The organism is Ornithinibacillus californiensis (genome assembly GCF_001038485.1).
Lineage (GTDB): Bacteria > Bacillota > Bacilli > Bacillales > Amphibacillaceae > Ornithinibacillus > Ornithinibacillus californiensis.
Map to the genome: position 1 here is coordinate 96,204 of NZ_LDUE01000063.1, position 18,304 is coordinate 114,507.

General features: G+C 35.6%; 23 protein-coding genes. 15 read left to right on the forward strand and 8 right to left on the reverse strand.

Annotated features, from left to right (window positions below; translation table 11 throughout):
* The first annotated feature begins 60 nt into the window (after positions 1–60).
* From TE34_RS16805 to TE34_RS16835, 7 genes are all read left to right on the forward strand, one after another.
* Complete coding sequence (locus tag TE34_RS16805; protein ID WP_047985977.1) at positions 61–585, forward strand: RNA polymerase sigma factor; 525 nt, start codon at positions 61–63, stop codon at positions 583–585.
* A complete protein-coding gene (locus TE34_RS16810) occupies positions 572–1,489 on the forward strand; it encodes an archaellin/type IV pilin N-terminal domain-containing protein (protein ID WP_047985978.1) in 918 nt (305 codons plus the stop codon). The genes TE34_RS16805 and TE34_RS16810 overlap by 14 nt, the downstream gene beginning before the upstream one ends.
* 22 nt (positions 1,490–1,511) lie before the next feature.
* Positions 1,512–2,642, forward strand: coding sequence for a glycerate kinase (locus TE34_RS16815; protein WP_047985979.1), 1,131 nt, complete (start codon positions 1,512–1,514; stop codon positions 2,640–2,642).
* A 271-nt stretch (positions 2,643–2,913) separates the two neighbouring features.
* Entirely contained in the window at positions 2,914–3,672 is a 759-nt protein-coding gene (locus TE34_RS16820) for a MerR family transcriptional regulator (RefSeq protein WP_047985980.1), read from the forward strand.
* Positions 3,665–4,294: a VC0807 family protein gene (locus TE34_RS16825; RefSeq protein ID WP_047985981.1), complete on the forward strand. Its 630-nt coding sequence runs from the start codon at positions 3,665–3,667 to the stop codon at positions 4,292–4,294. The genes TE34_RS16820 and TE34_RS16825 overlap by 8 nt, the downstream gene beginning before the upstream one ends.
* A 139-nt stretch (positions 4,295–4,433) precedes the next feature.
* Positions 4,434–5,654, forward strand: a complete 1,221-nt coding sequence (locus tag TE34_RS16830; RefSeq protein WP_047986064.1) for an MFS transporter — start codon at positions 4,434–4,436, stop codon at positions 5,652–5,654.
* A gap of 110 nt (positions 5,655–5,764) precedes the next feature.
* Positions 5,765–6,526 carry a MerR family transcriptional regulator gene (locus tag TE34_RS16835; RefSeq protein ID WP_047985982.1) on the forward strand — a complete coding sequence of 254 codons (762 nt, stop codon included), beginning with the start codon at positions 5,765–5,767 and terminating at the stop codon, positions 6,524–6,526.
* Positions 6,527–6,573: 47 nt separating this feature from the next.
* Here TE34_RS16835 and TE34_RS16840 read toward each other — a convergent pair whose 3' ends face one another.
* Genes TE34_RS16840 through TE34_RS16850 form a run of 3 tightly spaced genes read right to left on the reverse strand, consistent with a single transcriptional unit; the run spans position 6,574 to position 9,116 of the window.
* Positions 6,574–7,362, reverse strand: a complete 789-nt coding sequence (locus TE34_RS16840; protein ID WP_047985983.1) for an ABC transporter permease — start codon at positions 7,360–7,362, stop codon at positions 6,574–6,576.
* Positions 7,363–8,139: an ABC transporter permease gene (locus tag TE34_RS16845; RefSeq protein WP_047985984.1), complete on the reverse strand. Its 777-nt coding sequence runs from the start codon at positions 8,137–8,139 to the stop codon at positions 7,363–7,365.
* Positions 8,136–9,116: an ABC transporter ATP-binding protein gene (locus tag TE34_RS16850; RefSeq protein ID WP_047985985.1), complete on the reverse strand. Its 981-nt coding sequence runs from the start codon at positions 9,114–9,116 to the stop codon at positions 8,136–8,138. The genes TE34_RS16845 and TE34_RS16850 overlap by 4 nt, the downstream gene beginning before the upstream one ends.
* 131 nt (positions 9,117–9,247) lie before the next feature.
* On the opposite strand from TE34_RS16850, the gene TE34_RS20450 reads away from it, so the two are divergent.
* The 4 genes from TE34_RS20450 to TE34_RS16865 all read left to right on the forward strand — a co-directional run bounded on the left by TE34_RS20450 (position 9,248) and on the right by TE34_RS16865 (position 10,827).
* Positions 9,248–9,388: a YpzI family protein gene (locus tag TE34_RS20450; RefSeq protein ID WP_064971738.1), complete on the forward strand. Its 141-nt coding sequence runs from the start codon at positions 9,248–9,250 to the stop codon at positions 9,386–9,388.
* A gap of 164 nt (positions 9,389–9,552) precedes the next feature.
* Entirely contained in the window at positions 9,553–9,780 is a 228-nt protein-coding gene (locus TE34_RS16855; RefSeq protein ID WP_047985986.1) for a PepSY domain-containing protein, read from the forward strand.
* A 132-nt stretch (positions 9,781–9,912) separates the two neighbouring features.
* The gene (locus TE34_RS16860; RefSeq protein WP_047985987.1) at positions 9,913–10,347 is read left to right on the forward strand and encodes an NUDIX hydrolase; all 435 of its coding nucleotides are present in this window, start codon (positions 9,913–9,915) and stop codon (positions 10,345–10,347) included.
* A 15-nt stretch (positions 10,348–10,362) separates the two neighbouring features.
* Positions 10,363–10,827 carry an NUDIX hydrolase gene (locus TE34_RS16865; protein ID WP_047985988.1) on the forward strand — a complete coding sequence of 155 codons (465 nt, stop codon included), beginning with the start codon at positions 10,363–10,365 and terminating at the stop codon, positions 10,825–10,827.
* Positions 10,828–10,985: 158 nt separating this feature from the next.
* Here the strand turns inward: TE34_RS16865 and TE34_RS16870 are convergent, their stop codons facing one another.
* The 4 genes from TE34_RS16870 to TE34_RS20820 form a co-directional block, all read right to left on the reverse strand.
* On the reverse strand, positions 10,986–11,393 hold the full coding sequence (locus tag TE34_RS16870; protein ID WP_053075118.1) for a hypothetical protein: 408 nt from the start codon (positions 11,391–11,393) through the stop codon (positions 10,986–10,988).
* Between the two features lie 117 nt (positions 11,394–11,510).
* A complete protein-coding gene (locus tag TE34_RS16875) occupies positions 11,511–13,448 on the reverse strand; it encodes a hypothetical protein (RefSeq protein ID WP_047985989.1) in 1,938 nt (645 codons plus the stop codon).
* Entirely contained in the window at positions 13,441–13,692 is a 252-nt protein-coding gene (locus TE34_RS16880; RefSeq protein ID WP_047985990.1) for a hypothetical protein, read from the reverse strand. The genes TE34_RS16875 and TE34_RS16880 overlap by 8 nt, the downstream gene beginning before the upstream one ends.
* A 270-nt stretch (positions 13,693–13,962) precedes the next feature.
* Positions 13,963–15,003, reverse strand: a complete 1,041-nt coding sequence (locus TE34_RS20820; protein WP_053075119.1) for an ArsR/SmtB family transcription factor — start codon at positions 15,001–15,003, stop codon at positions 13,963–13,965.
* A gap of 156 nt (positions 15,004–15,159) precedes the next feature.
* On the opposite strand from TE34_RS20820, the gene TE34_RS16890 reads away from it, so the two are divergent.
* The gene (locus TE34_RS16890; protein WP_047985991.1) at positions 15,160–15,687 is read left to right on the forward strand and encodes an STM3941 family protein; all 528 of its coding nucleotides are present in this window, start codon (positions 15,160–15,162) and stop codon (positions 15,685–15,687) included.
* Positions 15,688–15,711: 24 nt separating this feature from the next.
* On the opposite strand, the gene TE34_RS16895 is transcribed toward TE34_RS16890, so the two are convergent.
* The gene (locus TE34_RS16895; protein WP_047985992.1) at positions 15,712–16,629 is read right to left on the reverse strand and encodes an SDR family oxidoreductase; all 918 of its coding nucleotides are present in this window, start codon (positions 16,627–16,629) and stop codon (positions 15,712–15,714) included.
* Positions 16,630–16,748: 119 nt separating this feature from the next.
* Between TE34_RS16895 and TE34_RS21275 the strand changes: the two genes are divergently transcribed.
* From TE34_RS21275 to TE34_RS16905, 3 genes are all read left to right on the forward strand, one after another.
* On the forward strand, positions 16,749–16,913 hold the full coding sequence (locus tag TE34_RS21275; protein ID WP_169749110.1) for a hypothetical protein: 165 nt from the start codon (positions 16,749–16,751) through the stop codon (positions 16,911–16,913).
* Between the two features lie 153 nt (positions 16,914–17,066).
* Entirely contained in the window at positions 17,067–17,903 is an 837-nt protein-coding gene (locus TE34_RS16900) for a mechanosensitive ion channel family protein (RefSeq protein WP_047985993.1), read from the forward strand.
* 94 nt (positions 17,904–17,997) lie between these two features.
* Positions 17,998–18,270 (forward strand): DUF1292 domain-containing protein, encoded by a 273-nt coding sequence (locus tag TE34_RS16905; protein WP_047985994.1) that lies wholly within the window; start codon positions 17,998–18,000, stop codon positions 18,268–18,270.
* The last annotated feature ends 34 nt before the right edge of the window (positions 18,271–18,304 follow it).

Below are 18,304 nucleotides of genomic sequence, written 5' to 3' on the forward strand. Positions count from 1 at the left end.
TAACTTATTTTAGATTGAGTCGTCTATAAGAAAACGATTTGAATATGAGAGGTGAAACAGTTGGAGGATTATGCCAAACAGCAATTGGAGGAGTGGTATCACCTTTATAGTGTAGATGTTTTTCGATTTATCTTTATCTTGATTGGTGATCGAGAAAAGGCAAAAGATCTCACACACGATACATTTCTAAAAGCATTTCAAAGTGTTCATTCTTTTCAACATAAAACGAGTGATAAGAATTGGTTATATAAAATTGCACGGAATACGACCATCGATGAAATGAAGAGAAAGAAACCCTTTTACTATGCGGTGGAGAATTTGTTTTCTCTAACAGATAACCGTCCAAATCCGGAAGAAATGGTTGCACTAGGGGAGAGAGAAGAGCAACTTTATCTATCCCTTCGCAAAATTAAGCGTCCATATCAGGAAGTAATCGTTTTTCGTAAAATTAAGCAATTATCTATTAAAGAAACAGCTGAAATCCTTGGGTGGAGAGAAAATAAAGTGAAAGTTTATTTACATCGCGGGTTAGAAGACCTAAAAAAACAAATGGTAAAGGAGGGGTATGTGCATGAGTCCAATTAATAAAAATGAAGAGCTCGATAATACTTTCAATCATCTTAATACATTGGACCTAACCGAATCAGAACGTAATGAGATTTATTCAAGATTGATGAAGAGTGTGGATAAAACCAAAAAGAAACAGACTTTTTCTCGTTTGATAACATACCCTGTTATAACGACTGTACTATTTATAGCATTTGTTTTTGTCGGTGGATTTTTCTTATTAAATGAAGGAAACTTTTCTAACCAGGTGATGGGTGATGATTCAAAGCAAATTAGCCAAATTTTACAGGACCCAGTAGTACGTGAAAATTTATTTGGGGATGAATCTGCTGTTAAAGAGATACAATATATTGGTAGTAACATCTACCGGGTAAGTAATGAAAGTAATCAATTTTTGATAGAATCAAAGAGTAAGGGATCTCTCGAAGTATATGAATTTAAAGAGAGTTTAAGGGGAACTTTTGTATATGAGGATGAACCTTATTTGAAACACCTGTTTGCTGGTGAATTAGAAAAAAATGAAAAGTATAATGAAGATTATCCTTTTTCTTATAAGATGCCAACCTATTTGCCGTTTGAATATGAGCAAGTTTTAATTTTTGAAATGGAAAAGGGAACTGAGATAGTTCATAATTGGTATTTTGATCTAGCATTTTATGGGTCTAAAGGAGAAGAACATCTAGTTGTTACCCTTGATGATATAGGGGATTCGGAAGTTCATATAGCGGGTGAAAATCGAAAAGAAGTGAAACTTAGTAATGGAACGCAAGCTATTTATATGTTTAATGGTAGTTCTCAAACATTGGCTTGGGTAGAGGGACAGTTAATTTACTCAATATCCGCTCAGGCTGCTAATGGAGTAGAACGGTATCCTGTTGATGAATTAATAAAAGTTGCTAATTCTTTTGAGCGGTATAAGTAGTTATAAAGGAGTATGCATATAGATGAGAATTGTGGTTGCACCAGATTCGTATAAAGGAAGTATCTCTTCTATAGAAGCATGTAATATCATGCGCGATGGAATTAACTCGATTTTTCCAGAAGCAAAGGTTACGTTAAAACCGATGGCTGATGGTGGAGAAGGGACATTAGATTCACTTGTCAATGCTACAAATGGTAAAAAGATTCCCATAACGTGCACTGGTCCACTGGGGAAAAGCATGCATACTGAATATGGATTGATTAACGGAAATACTGCAGTTATCGAATGTGCAGCCATAGCTGGCCTTACTCAGGTACCGGTGGAACTACGAAATCCTGATAATACCACTTCTTACGGGCTTGGAGAAGCTATTACGGATGCATTGGATAGAGAGTGCACTGAAATAATCATAGGACTTGGCGGTAGTGCAGTAAATGATGCTGGACTTGGGTTGTTAGTAGCTTTAGGAATGAAGGCTTTAAACGAATCTGGTGACATAATTGGATACTTTGGCCGGAATCTACAAGAAATATCGTCTGTAGATACTTCAAGACTAGATTCAAGGTTGAGTAGCGTTTCCATAAAAGTGGCCTGTGATGTAGACAACCCACTCTGTGGTAAACGTGGTGCAACATATGTTTACGGACCTCAAAAGGGGGCAACGGATGATCGACTTGAACCATATGATCAGGCTATTAAAAAGTATGCTAATTTAATTGAAGAGAAAGTTGGAGGTTCTTATAAGGAACTGCCTGGCGCAGGTGCAGCGGGTGGCCTTGGCTTTGCCCTATTGGCACTAGGTGCAGAAATAGTACCAGGTGCTAGGTTTATAGCCGATGTGATGAATGTTGAAGGTGCAATAAGTGATGCTGATCTAGTTTTCACAGGTGAAGGGCAAAGTGATGAACAGACTTTATACGGAAAAGCACCGGGATATGTTGCTTCGCTCGCGAATAAATATAACGTGCCGGTTATATTGTTATCAGGAGGACTTTCTGGTGATTTAAAAGAGCTAGGAAGGCAATTTACTGCCTGTTTTTCAATAACAAATAGGCCACTTTCGCTTGAGGAATCTATAGAACGTTCAAAGGAACTTTTATATGAACAGACTAGACAAATCTTGAAATTAATTACTTCAGTAAGAAGTTTGTAAAGCTCCTATTGGCTCTTTTTGATCAATTGAGATTTAATTTCAGTAAATTTATTCTGAGTTTGAAACTCTACTATTAGTGTTCTGTAGAAGTCGAATTCAAGTAATAATTACGTATAGTTCTTTTTGTTTAGACAATTGTTTTATAAGAATATAAATTTTGTATACTTGTTTGTAGGAACGTTAATCAAACATTAATCATAAACCCCTTGTATCTACCGTAACGTAATGTTTTATAATAAAAGAAAGAAACCACAGAACAGGGGGAAATGCGTTGTATTCAATAGGAAAACTAGCAGAGCTGAGTAATGTTACAGTTCGAACGCTAAGATACTATGATGAAATTGGTTTACTGAGTCCAACTGCGTTAAGTGATGGAGGACATCGTTACTATGAATCTTCTGAGATTGAAAAACTACAAAACATCCTCTTCCTAAAGGAAATGGGATTCAATCTAAACGAAATTCAAAAAATTTTAGCCAACCATATAAAATCCTCTAAGGAATTACTTCAACTCCGTTTAGAAATACTCAACGATGAACAACTTCGATTGAAACAACAAGAACAAAAAATAAAGGCTATATTGGATATCATGGAAATGGAAGGAACAACTGATTGGCAAGCAATATTTGAGTCTACTAATTTTATCAAAAACAATAATTCAAACAAGCTGAAACATTACTTTACAAAAGATGAATTATATATTCTAGACCAACTTCCGAAGTTTGGTAGTGACGATGTGATAGCTCAAAAATGGGTTGAACTAATTAAAGATATTAAGGCAAATATTAACGTGGAAGCTTCTTCTCAAATTGCACAAGACTTAGCGAAGAGATGGTTGAATCTAGTTTATATTATGTACAAGGGTGATTGGAAACTTGCACAGAAGGTATGGAATATAAAATGGGAAAAAAATGAGGATATGGGTGCTTATAAATTTGAACCAGAAATTATTGACTTTATGAGAAAAGCACAGTCATACTACTTCCAAGAGAATATGGATAGCATTAAGCAGGTGATTCCAATTGAATAGAAAGCTAGTGATATTAGATATCCTATGTTATGCAGTAATTCCTTACGTGATATGGACGAACGGAAGAGAACTACTTGGAGATTATTGGGCTATTATTCTATCAACAGTTCCAGGATTTATCTACACGATTTACCGATTTGTTAATGAGAGACAGTTTAATATATTAGGCTTATTCATTATCAGCTCTCTACTTCTGGAAACAACAGTTAATCTACTATCTTCAACAGCGGAATCTATGTTATGGAACCAAGTTTATTTAGGATTTGGATTTGGCGTATTGTATATACTTTCCATGGCTATTAAAAGACCACTAGCATTATATTTTGCTGTCGATTATGCGTATTTAATGGGATATGCGAGAAAAGATAGTATAGCATTATATAATAGAAAGGAACTCTTCTCTAGTTTTCAATGGCTTACTCTATTATTCGTAATACGTATTTTATTTCAGAACACGTTTAAAGCATGGTTATTAAGTACTTATGGTGCTGATGCATATGGACAAATGCTTATCTATTTAAAAATTAGTAGTTGGATTTTTGCTGGGTTAATTATGATAGGTTTTATGATAATTAGCGTTAAGATTAATAAGTTAGTGGAACAATTATATGGTGCAGCATAGGGTAAGGATGCTTCCTTATCCTTTTTTCTGTCATCATTTTTATTTTTGACATTGTATTCGTCACCCTTTTAGTGTATAAATTACTTAGTTAGAAATAAATGGAAATGGGCGTGACTTCGTGGGAAAAACGAATACAACGATGGATCAATGGAAACGTAATAGCATACTTTTTCTTGGTAGCCAATCCGTTTCCCTTTTTGGTTCTTCTTTAGTACAATACGCCATTATGTGGTATGTGGTTTTAGAAACGCAATCCGGCAGCATGATGACAATTTACATTTTATGTGGATTTATTCCAACTTTTATATTGTCCCCATTTGCTGGGGTTTGGGCAGATCGCTATGACCGAAAGAAATTAATTATTATTTCGGATGCTTGTATTGCGTTTGTAACATTGATTTTAGCTATCCTTTTCATGATAGGGTATGAATCATTATGGCTAATGTTTTTAATTGCAGCTGTGCGTGCTCTAGGTACCGGGATACAGACTCCTGCAGTTGGAGCAATTATACCTCAGTTTGTACCGGAGGATAAGCTTGTAAAAGTTAATGGTGCTAATGGCAGTATTCAAGCACTTGTAATGCTATTGGCACCGATGGCGAGTGGTGCGTTATTGGGGCTAGCTTCCATAGAGATAATCTTTTTTATTGATGTAGTAACTGCTGCTATTGCAATTGTAATTTTATTGACATTTCTTCATATACCCAAACATGAGAAGGCAGTAACCGAAGAGCCTGTAACATATCTAGAGGATTTAAAGAAAGGGTACCTCTATATTAAAAATCATTCTTTCTTAAAGAAGTTCTTTCTTTTCTTTGCCTTGTTCTTTATCTTGGCTGCAGCACCCTCTTTCTTAACTCCACTACAAGTAACGCGTAGTTTTGGTGATGATGTTTGGCGATTAACAGCTATTGAAGTTGCTTTCTCAATAGGCATGATGATTGGTGGAGTTGTGATTGCTTCATGGGGAGGGTTTAAGAATAAAATCCATACGATGACATTAGCTAGTTTTATGTTTGCTTTTTTAACGATTGGTTTAGGTGTCATACCTAGCTTTAGTATTTACTTATTGCTTATGGGAATTACTGGTGTAACGATGCCTCTATTTAGCACCCCATCGACAACGCTTTTGCAAGAAAAGGTGGAACCCGATTATCTTGGTAGGGTGTTTGGAGTCGTAGGTATGATTTCCACCTCTATGATGCCATTAGGGATGTTAATTTTGGGGCCAATTGCTGATGTCATAGCGATAGAATGGATATTAATCGGTACCGGAATTCTAATGTTTGCTGCAAGCTTCTTTCTAATCGGTAGCAAAGTTTTGGTAGATGCAGGAAAGCCTAAAGAGAATCAAGTATAGTTATTAATGAGTTTGAAGTGCTTTTTATAAAATACTTCAAACTTTTTATTTTACCCTTGACCTTTACGTTGCGTAAAGGTTTATGATGGAGTTGTCAGGAGGGGAATAGTATGGAATATACCGTTAACAAGCTCGCTCGTATAAGCGGAGTAAGCGGCCGCACGCTTCGTTATTACGATCAAATTGGACTGTTAAAGCCGGCAAGAATTAATTCATCTGGTTATCGTATATACGGCCAAAAAGAGGTAGACCTCTTACAACAGATATTATTCTACAGAGAGCTAGAGGTTAGCCTAGAAGATATTATGGAATTAATCCATCAACCAGGCTTTAATCAAAAGGAAGCACTAGAAAATCATTATGAACAATTAAAGCAAAAACGGGCCCGTCTTGACACTATTATGGCAACCGTTGAGAAGACGATTGCTAGTATTGAAGGAGGAGTATCTATGGAAGATAATGAAAAATTTGAAGGATTTAAAGAAAAACTTATTGAAGATAACGAGAAGAAATATGGAAAGGAAATCCGTGAAAAATATGGTGAGGAAACCATAAACGAAAGTAATGCTAAATTAAGAGGAATGTCCCAAGAAGATTATGATGCGATGACATTACTTGGGGATGAGATTATGATGTTACTGGAAAAAGCGTACGAAACAGGTGACCCTGGATCAGAGGAATCCCAAAAGCTTGCAGCAAAACATAAAGAGTGGCTAATGTATTCGTGGCCAAATTATTCCAAGGAAGCACATGCTGGGCTTGCGGAAATGTATGTTGCTGATGAACGATTTACTGCCTATTATGACAAAGTTGTTAAGGGCGGGACAAAGTTCTTGCGAGATGCGATTATCATTTATTTAGGTATGGAGTAAAATAAAGCCATGCATGTTATTACGTGCATGGCTTTATTTGATTTGAATTAATCTAGATCCATCGTTCCTTTTACTCTGGATAAGTGCTCTGCATATTTTAGAAAAAGAAAACTAATTACAAAATAACATATTCCTAAGATGAATTCAGCACTCAATAAAGGTATAACATTAGAATAATTTCCTTCATTTAATAGTTGTTTTGTTAGCTCTACTCCTTTTGTCAATGGAACAAAATCAGCAAAAGATAATAGCCAATCAGGCATGATGTTTTGCGGATAATTGGCTCCACTTAGGAGTAATAAGCTACTTGCCAACAAATTAGCTAGTAGGTGCATGGATGGGGTCCATAGGGAGAAACATCCAATGATTAACCCTAGACCACAAGCAGCAAAAATGGATACCATCCAAACAGTCATAAGTGGAAGGATTGCTTCCAAAGGAATTGTGATTTGAAAGATTACCATTCCAAAGATTAAACCTAATACAGAGGTAAAGAGTCCGTTCAGAACATGTGCAAGCGATCTGGAAAGAAACAATCCTATCTTATTGACAGGAGTAGCCATAACAAGCTGAAGTGTTCCCATTCTTCGATCGGAAGTAATGATAGACATTATACCGAATACAGAATTTAAGACACATAGAATTAATGCGTTAGCACCTATGTATCCTACTAGGTCATCGCCATCATAGACATAATTTACTAGTACGGCAAAGAATAATATTTGGCTGATGGGATTCATGACCATTACTAGAATATAAACCTTAGGATCTAGCCAACCAAATAATGCCTTGTATGATAAAAAACTATGTCGAGCAAAGCGTAGTATACCTTCCACTTAATACACCCCCAATTTCCCAGAAATTCTTGCCTTTCTTTCTACTGCACGATAACAGGAATAGCCCAATGCTACATAAATCATAGTTGTAATAAGGAGTCCAGTTAAAGGGATTTTGATGCTTTCAAAAGTAGAATTTTCTACTGTAACTACACGCAACAGCTCAATAGCCCATGTTGGGGGCAGAGCATAAGAAAGTGGCTGTACCCAGAGAGGTAGAATTGTAACTGGGAACATAAATCCACAGATTAAATAGATCGGATATTCAATAAAATTCATTAGTGCCTCGGCTTGCCTGGAAAGAGTGAAAGCAAGAGAGAGGAAGAATGAAAAAACAATTAAAGCAAACAAAACTAATATTATAGCGCTGACGAAGGCAAAGGGATTTGGAATCGTAATCTCAACTTGAAAAATTATCATTAGATACACAAACGAGATGACCATAGATAGGAATCCCCAGACAGTGTTACCTATAATCTTTCCAATTAGTATAACTACAAATGGAACAGGGGCAACAAAGATGATTTCAAGTGTTCCATAAAATCGTTCTCGATTAATATCGCTAGCTGATGAAAATACGATGGAAGACCATAATGCCATGAAACCTGAACCAAGAATCACATAATGGAATATCTCCTCTGGTGAAGCGGAACTATAGATGAAAATAGCAATCGTTGCTAGAAAAAGTGGTGACAGCCAAATAATAAATTGAAACATTGGTCGTGCCATGGACAAGCCCATATGCACCCGAATGGTCTGAAACAATGCTCTCATCATAAAACTTTTCCTCCTATTAATTGTACATATACATCCTCGAGTGATGGCTTCGTAATCGTTAAATCCTGAATAACGAATCCCGGCATCGTATCATAAATAAGTGGGACAATGGATTGTGGACTACGTGTATGTAATTTGATAGTAGTTAGATAATCTTGTTTCGAAGATTGGACATGTTGCACGTTTGGTAAGCGAGAGAGCTCGTTTAGCTTTTCCATATTTACTCCAATAACTGTAAAAGCAATAATGGAAACATTGTCCGTTTTTTGTTTGATATTTTCAGGACTATCAATATCCACTATTTCTCCTTTATCAATAAAAGCTATTCGATCGCAAAGCTCGTCTGCTTCGAACATATAATGTGTCGTTAGTAATATCGTTGTCCCCTTACCATTTAGATGTTGTATTATTTCACGAAGTTTCCTTGCACTAACAGGGTCTAACCCGATGGAAGGTTCATCTAAAAATAAGATTTCTGGATTGTTCACTAAACCTCTTGCAATTTGAAGCCGCTGTTTCATACCTTTTGAGAATGTCTCTACTCTTTGATGAGCAACATCAGTTAAGCCAACTAATTCTAATAGATCATCGATTGTTTGTTTTTGTTCGTGTCGAGGTAGTTTATACAAGTCAGCAAAATAGGCCAAATTGTCATACGCTGAAAGTCTCCAATACAGATTTCGTTCTCCACCTAGAATAAAGTTAATGTGTGGTCTAAGTGAATTCATCTCTGTCACAGGATTGAAACCCAATATAGAGACCTTTCCAGAAGTTGGAGTAAGCATGGTTGTTAATATTTTTATCATGGTTGTTTTACCTGCTCCGTTAGGTCCAAGTAAGCCGAAAATTTCTCCCTTCTCAACAGAGAAAGTTATTCCCTTTAAGGCATCTACTTGTCTTCGCTTTTTCTTTATATAGCCAGTTTCCGTTTTATAAGTTCTTTTCACATCGGTAACGCTTATTATCGAGTCCTTCATTTTCTCCACCCCTTAATATTAGATATATATCTTATAAGATGATTGTATTATAATAACTGATTATGTCAAGATTATTTTTACACGCATAATTAAATGTTACAAAAACCATCTTAGTACTAGGAGGTGCTTAGATGGGAAAAGACCGTCAAGAGAAAAAGCTAAAGAAGAGTAGACGAGTTGAATCGGATCGTGATGTAGGATTGCGATACAAAGGTTCAACCATTATGTCTAGTCCAGAAGAAGCAATGGAATTAAATGATGGGAAGAAGTAAATGAGAGGATAGTCCTTTTTAATGGACTATCCTCTTATTTCTTTATCATCGTTTTCTAATCTTCTTATTATCTTTCTGTAAGGTTGGATGATTATAGTTAGGACTACCAAGGGGATTTATCGACTAAGGCGGATGATAATACTCCGAAACAGGAGGGTGACAAAATGGATCAGGCCATGAATCCGAATCTGTTATCTGAACTTCAAGCAATTGACATTGCAGAAAGCGTCATTGAAGGGACGGTAATGGAGATGGAATTTAATCAAAATGAGGGTATCTATATATATGAACTAATACTTACAACTAAAAATGGTAAAGCGGTAATTAAGTTAGACGCGATCTCGGGTATGGTTATAAATAAATTAGAAAAAACGAGAATAGCTATTGAATAATAATGAAATGTACCAAGGTGAGGGGCGTTTTCCTTTAGTAGCAGAAAATATATCCTTGCTAATGGAATTCTAGCATTTATAATATAAGAAAATTATAAAATATACATTATTGATTATTAATGAGGTGGGAAGATGAAACCGATATTTGGAAATAAAATAACAAATATGGACTATCAAGTCAGGAAAGGTGCTTATGCAGTTATCTTTAATGCAACAGGTGATAAAGTTTTATCCGTACATAACAAGGGATATCATTTTCTACCTGGTGGCGGCATTGAGAATAACGAAAATGAGAAAGGGTGTATAGAAAGAGAAATGTTAGAGGAAACGGGGTTTCAGGCTGAAGTCGGTCCTTTTATTGGTCAGGCGTTTTTCTACTTTATTTCTAGCAAAGATGAATATATTTTAAGTGATGGGTATTTTTACCGGGCACGCTTAATGGAAAAACTGCAAAATCCGATAGAAAAAGACCATCAGATGGAATGGATTCATGTGAAGGATATGGATAAACTATTTTTCTATCAGCATCAAGTTTGGGCGGTTAAAGAAGCATTAAAATCAATATAGCAGGGGGCTAACGAGTTGGGGTATATAGAGGAATTAAGAAAAATAGTAGGTCATCGTCCATTAATATTTGTAGGTTCGGTTGTTATCATAACAGATAAGCTGGGACGTATTTTATTACAACAACGAAAGTTTCCACATGGGGTTTGGGGCATACCGGGCGGATTGATGGAATTAGGTGAATCTACTGAAGAAGTCGCTAGAAGAGAGGTGAAGGAAGAAACAGGATTAACGATTGGCAACCTACATTTAATCAACGTATATTCAGGCAAGGAACATTTTATTGTTGCAGAAAATGGCGATGAATTTTATGTTGTTACAGCCGCTTATTATACAGATGAATTTGAAGGGGATATACAAGTGGATGAGTCAGAATCGTTACGGTTTGAATTTTTCCATCCTCATCGACTACCAGAAAGATTAGTTGGAAGTCACATGGAAGTAATAAATGATTATATAAACAAAAAAGGAGAGTCTTTTTAAATAAGTAGTTCAGATAATGTGGAGAAAATATGAAAAAACAGTACAAATAACTAACTAAAAATAATCTTAATTAACAAACAAAATAACAATATATTTAGCACACAAAAACGCTTGAGATAATCTCAAGCGTTTTAAATTTACAACCGAGTATTTTTCTACTATCCTTCAAGCATTTTTAGATATGGTATTTCCTTCCCATCTACATCTACAATAGCAATATAGATTTGTGTATCAGTTTCATATATTTTTGTTCCAACGGGCAGTTTGTTAGATGTGCCATTTTCAAATTCATTTGCTTTGTCAGATTGCTTTGTAATTTCTCCAACCTCTTCACCTATTGTATAATCCGATTCTTTTACCCAATCTACGTCTTCAACATTAGAATAGACGATGCCATCTAAAACAAAAATGTCTGCATTACCATCCTCAAGAAAGTCCTTTGGAGTAGGATTACCTATTGTTTCTGATTGCCTATTCCCTTGAGTATTTCCGCATCCTGATAAAACTACAAGTAGGATGGTTAAAAACAAGAGAAATTTCCCTTTCCGACTAAAACATTTAAGCATTCTATCACCCCTTAATTACTTATTTCACATCAATCTACTTTTAAAGTAATCTATACATTCAGTTTAACATATAATTCCAAAATCCTTAAAAATTTGTTCGTAATATTCAGACGAACACTACCTAAGATAAATAATGTCTTTTAAGTCAAACACTTTGTCGGTTATGCCTAACCGTTGGGCTGGAGTAAGTTCTTTGCCATCGGCAGATTTATAAGTCTCACAAAAGTTGTAGAATGTTCTTAGAATGGTCAGTGCGTATTGAGCATACTTAGGATTGAAATTGGCATATATATAACTCTTTCCATCGCCCCTTGCAGTCATCAAAGGTCTTTCAAGGATGGATAGCCTTCTGCGAATTTGTTGGATAAAACTATTGGTAGCATTGTCATTCACATTCATTATCATTTTGGCTATTTCTTTCGGTTCAAGAGAAGATAAATCAGTTGTACAATCCACTTTATGAAACCCTTTATCTTTCGATGCTAATGGGTGTGTAATTGGACTTTTAGCCCAAACATTGAAGGATTGTTTGTCTGTTTTAATTTCAGTATGAAATTTATGCGTTTCAAATAGTTCCTTTAATGAAAAATAAGCCAATTTACGCAAGTTCTTCGTTTCGTATCCTCTATGAAAGCCCCAATCCAATAAATCGGCTTTCGCATCATCGAATTCTTCTAAACATTGCTTTCTACTCTTGTTCTTTTCAAGCAAACATAGAAAATGGTGGGCATCAGACAGCCTTACTTCCTTTGAGAACACTCTAAAAAATGCAGTTATGATAGAAGAATCGTTATCGCTTATCATTCTCCATTCTCTTGTTTTAACCATTTGTTTTATGAGCCAATAATGAGCGATTGTCGTATAGGTGGGATTGACGTGAAGACCATCGACATACTGCATTCTTTTATTGAAATCATTTAACTCTGTTCGATATTCGTGTGGCTTTTGGGTATCATTTGGTGACGGTTCTTGTGGGTAATATGAAAAGTCCAAACGATTATTCTTCTTGCTGAAATCATTCAAATGGTCTTCTTTATATATGACAGTATCGTATTTTAAATCTTCTACTGTCATTTCCCAATCATAAGCAACGTCAGACCGAAACACATATCGTGAGAGTGCATCTGTTGATACAACTACATATGTCTGTACTTGGCTGTCTTCAAAGCCAAAATACTTTTGACCACCTTGCCCTTTCTTGCGAACATTATTAAGGTTATAGTGCATTTTATCGGTATTTAGCCACATTTCTTTAAATGATATATTAGCCAAAGGAGTTGTTTCATATTTCTCTAAAAACTCTAAACAACAACGGTACAGCCATTCTAACTTTTGATAATAAGTGCCGACACCGATTTCTAATATATCGCAAGTACGACTGATTGGCATTTTGTTTAACAGCAATTTCGCAAACAACGGGAGAATATCATTTCTCTTCTGACGATAGGTTGTGGATTGTCGCTTGTTTGGTAGAATGCTTGTCTTTTTTTTACATACTTTGCATTGCCATCTTTGAGAATTATTCAAGGTTTTACCTTGTTTATAAAAGCCTTTAGGAGATTCAAATGGTGTCAAATTTCTCGCAGTACAACCATCCTTATGAAAATTGTAATCAGGCTCAACTTCTTGAGTTTGATTGACACGAATTAGCCTTGAAATTTCTTCGGCAACTGACCAATTCGAAACAGTTATTGAATTACAGTTTAATGTCATACCTCTATCGGGGTTGATAACGTCTGGATTACATACAAGCGATTTTTTACTTTTAGTTCCACTAAGTCTATATCGCTTACTTTTTCCCTTTAAAGTGGCTTGTTCCTTACCACACCATTTACAAAAAGGGTTAGTACAGAAGTTGTATTGGATTGTATGTGTATTTCCATTCCAAGTAAATTCAATGGGAAGAAACAACATATGGTTATAGCGGAACGCAAATCGCTTATCAGAAAGAATTTGATACTGTATCTTTCTGTCATTCAAATCTTCTTCGCTTACAGGATTATGAATAACAACGATGCCGTCTTCTTTTGTCGCCAATCGTTGCAATTTAGCCAAGTTTTTCAACCTCCAAAACTTCCCCTAAACCCATTTTCCTTAACATTCTTTTATTGTGTCTAATCCCATCAATCCATTTAAGGAAATCTTCGTCTTTTAGAAGGTTTTTTAAGAACATATCCACTACTTCGCTTTCGCTATACTCACAGTATTCAGCATAGTTCTTCACTATCTCTCGGACTTGTTCAGAGATTAACCAATCAACTTTGTCAGCGTTATTGTTTTTAGGTTTTATAAACTGCATCCTTACTTCACTCCTTTAAAAGATAGTAGAAATAGCATAGTAATTAACACCTATTTTAACACCTCAATTTTATACTTGACAATAGTTATTGTCACTCTGTTATTTAGTATGTGATTTTAGTTGCTATTTTATACTTATTTTCATTAAAAACATTGACTTATCAACAAAAATAAAAGACCAAATCATTATGTGATTTGGTCTTAAAATTGATATTCTTTTTCTACAGTTTCTCCACAAAAACTGAACTACTTACTTTTTAAAGGGCTCTCCTTATGCTTTATCAATCAGGACAAAATTAGTAAGACTATCAAATATTTCTTTTGTAGATTCGATATCGCAAGTAAAGTATTTAATATTGCCTACCTTTTCCTCTTTAATATATCCTGCCTTTTTTAATATCTCTAAATGATGGGAAACAGTTGCAGTTGTTATGCCTAAATACTCTGCCAGTCTAGCACCATATTCTCTCTTTCCAGAAAGCATTCTTAGCATAAGCAAGCGATTCCGATCAGATAGGGCTTTTAACTTTAGCTCTAACTCCGCACTAGTTTCTCTAGTATCTGATATAGGATCCGCACAGCCATAGATGACAATACATATATCCTGATTGAATATACGTATCCGATGTGGAGTGAAAAAATATGACGGAATAAAGTAATACATTTTATAAAGGCTAGTACGTTTGAACGTCTTTCCCATTACATATTGGGCAAGATTCAGTGGTTTCATTTGTAAAGTTTTTATATTCTCTAATGACTTTTCTATGGTTTCTTTGTTCTCCGTGACGCCATACTGAAAAGCATTTGAATTAGCGATATGTATCAAGAGTTGAGATAAAATCTTTCGATAACTTTCGATATTAGAGAAAAATGCTTTGATAAAACGGCGTTGGTCCGTTGTCTCCCATAAGTTATGTGGCTCAAATGAATCTACGGAAGGAGGTGAGCTAATCAATTCCTTTACCTGTACTAGAGGAATTTCCTCACCAAAGAAGTGATACATAAATTCTTCGTTCGGTAGCAAATCTAGTTTATGTACAAATTGTTCGATATCCCTAAAGTATGGAACTGGGAGAAACAAATTAAAAAAATCTAAAAAATCGCTGTTCGAATACTTTTGCCATTCTCGAATAAATTCCTTGGACTCCAATGGTATTTCCTTCATCAATTGCTCATGTGTTGTGGTAGCAAACTCATGTTGACTTGGATTTACGAAAGAGGAGAGGAGAGCAATAGCTTCTACTACAGGAGAGTAAAAGTGCTCTACTATTTCTTTTGAATTAATAATGTCTTCTTCTTTCTCTGAGGCCATCCAATACCCCCTATACTTGTTTGTTAATATCATATAAGATAGTTATCTAATTATCAAATTTTAAATATATTTCCCTGTATGGAAAAGGACTTTTTACCCTTGTTCCATCTAGTTCGAAGGATATACTAGTGTAAGAGAATAAAAGGGGGGAATCAAATGAATGAGTTAGTAATATACCCCAAAAAGGGTAAAATGATTTTATATGGAATTGGAAGTCTTCTCTTTGTAGCTTTAGGTGTTCTGCTTATTGGGATTGGCTTGTCGGAAAGTGGTGTGGATAGCTTGAAATTTCTCATTATCGGAGGAATCTCAACTCTATTTTTTGGTTTTTGCATGATTTATTGGGTGAAAAGCATGATTAACTTAAAACCAGCACTAATCATTAACAGTGATGGCGTAACAGATCAATCTTCCTTTATTTCACCTGGACTAGTCAAGTGGGAAGAAATTGAAGATATTGATTTTGTACAATTCGGTGGGCAAACATATCTGGGACTATTTACAAAAGATCCGAATTTAATAATTAACCGTAGTAGCTCTTTGAAGAGAACGTTAAATAAAATGAATAAAGGATTACTACCATCTCAAGTAAATATACCAGTTAAAATTCTTAATTGTTCAGTAGAAGAACTTGTAGAATCAGTCAGTAAGCAATGGGAGAAGCAATGGAATCAAAATGCCTAGAATGCTAGGCATTTTTGCTAGCTTCTATCCGAAAATTTCTCCACCATTAACATGTAGCACTTGGCCGGTTACAAATCGCGAATCATCCGATGCAAGGTATACAAACGTTGGAGCAACTTCAAATGGTTGCCCTTGACGATTCATTAGATTGTTAACTTGGGTAACTTGGTCTGCAGAAAAACTGGAAGGTATAAGGGGAGTCCAAATCCGCCCTGGTGCAATGGCATTCACACGAATTCCTTTACCCGCTAAATTCCTTGCAAGTGCACGTGTAAAGCCAACATTTGCTCCCTTTGTAGCTGTATAATCAATTAACTGGTCATTTCCTTCAAAGGTGACTACGGATGCTGTATTGATAATCGAACTACCTGCCTTCATATACTTCAGAGCTTCTCGTGTAGTATAGAAATGGGAGTATACGTTAACTTTGAAAGTATCATCAAATTGTTCATCGGATATATCAAGTAGACTTAATTGTTGGAACTGGATACCAACATGGTTACAAAGGATATGCAATTGGCCGTAAGTATCTATCGTTTTCTTTACAATCTCCGTACACTGTTTTTTTTCACGAAGATTGCCTGGCAATAGAAGGCACTGTCTTCCTAGTTCCTCAATTCTTTTCTTCGTTCGATTAGCATCTTCATGCTCATCTAAGTAAGAAATAGCCACGTCTGCTCCCTCTTTAGCAAACGCAATGGCAGCGGCTGCGCCTATTCCACTGTCTCCTCCAGTAATTAAGGCAATTTTTCCTTCTAATTTTCTACTTCCTTGGTAATTAGGGTTTTCAATAATTGGTTGGGGAACCATTAAGCTTTCAATACCGGGCTGGCGATATTGCCTTTGTTCTGGTACTGTTACTGGAACTTCTCGATATTGTGTTACCTTACCGTAGTTTGGGTACATAGGGTATCCGCTATTTTCTGAATTATTCTTTGACATCTGGTATCCTCCTCTTCGTTCATAGTTACTATATTCGTTCTGGGCGAAAGCGTGCGACAGTCCCATTATTTCGTTGATTAGAATAGGATATCAGGAAGAAAATGAAGGGAGACATATTAATGAATTATTATTACAACCCAGAGATTAAGTTACTACTCCTGGATGTATCCAAATTAAAAGTGGTGGTTACCTATCAGGATAACGAATTTCAACTTCCGATGGTAGGCCCAAGACCACCATATTACACAAATCCGAAATATGAACAATATTTTCCAACGATATAAAACGACTAAGTGCTAGGAAGAATCCCTAGCACTCTAGCTTGTTCGACAAAAGGATATAGATTGACATACTATGTTTAAGTTTGGTAGATTTAGGCAATACTCAAATTGTAATCTGTTTTAAGATTACTAGATTAGAATACTAGAGGTGAAAGTATGCTAGATTGGATCGACGATATTGATTGGACAGAATTAATGATGAATGTAGGAGAAATTGCATTACGATTAATTGCTATTCTCATTCTTTATTTTATAGTCAAATCCATTGGTAACCGTGCAATTGGAAGAATATTTAATCGTAAACAAAGTGAAATGTCTACAGGAAGAGCTAAAACACTAGAATCGATTTCTAAAAACATTTTTGCTTATTTCCTGCTATTTATCTTTGCAGGATTTGTATTTTCTATATTTAATTTTGACATCACTACTTTACTTGCTGGAGCGGGTATTGTAGGGCTTGCTATTGGTTTTGGTGCGCAAGGATTAGTAAGCGATGTTGTGACTGGCTTTTTTATTCTTTTAGAACAACAAATAGATGTTGGGGATTATGTTACTGTAGCTGGTAAAGATGGAGTAGTGGAAGAAGTTGGTCTTCGTACGACAAAATTAAGAGGATTCGATGGCACACTACATTATGTGCCAAACCGTGAAATTACAAATGTTAGTAATCATTCCCGAGGAAATATGCGTGCATTAGTAGATATTGGGATTTCCTATGATAATGATATAGACAAAGCTACACAAATTTTACAACAAGTATGCGAGCAGATAGCATCTGAAGATGAAACAATAGTAGAAGGACCAGATGTGATTGGTGTTCAAGCCTTTGGTTCATCTGAAGTCGTTCTTCGAGTAATTGGAAAAACAAAAAATGGAGAACAGTTTGCCGTTGAACGTAACTTACGTAAGGCTATAAAAGAAGCATTTGATCAAAATGGAATTGAGATTCCTTATCCACATCAAGTGAACATTAGCAAGAATGCTCAGAATTAAAGCGGGATTATAAAATGATGAATTGGTAAAGATAAGGTTATTGAATTTGACTACTAGATTTACCTAACTCGAAAACAAATAGGAGGCAGTACAAATGGATCCAATTGAAGTAGGAGAAGTATTCACGATAAGTGATGAAACAAATGAAGAACAGGAAGTTGAAGTGTTAGCTAAGGTTACCTTGCAAGGAACAGATTATATAGCTGTCAGCTTTACAGAAGACTTAGAGGAAGGTAACGATGATGATATTGATATCTTTTTCCTCAAAATAGATGAAGATGGTGAATTAGAAGCAATTGAAACGGAAGAAGAATTCGAAAAGGTTTCCGAGGCATACGATGCACTTTTAGCAGAGGATCAAGAATAATTAAATCACATATTACTACATATGTTGTCCACTC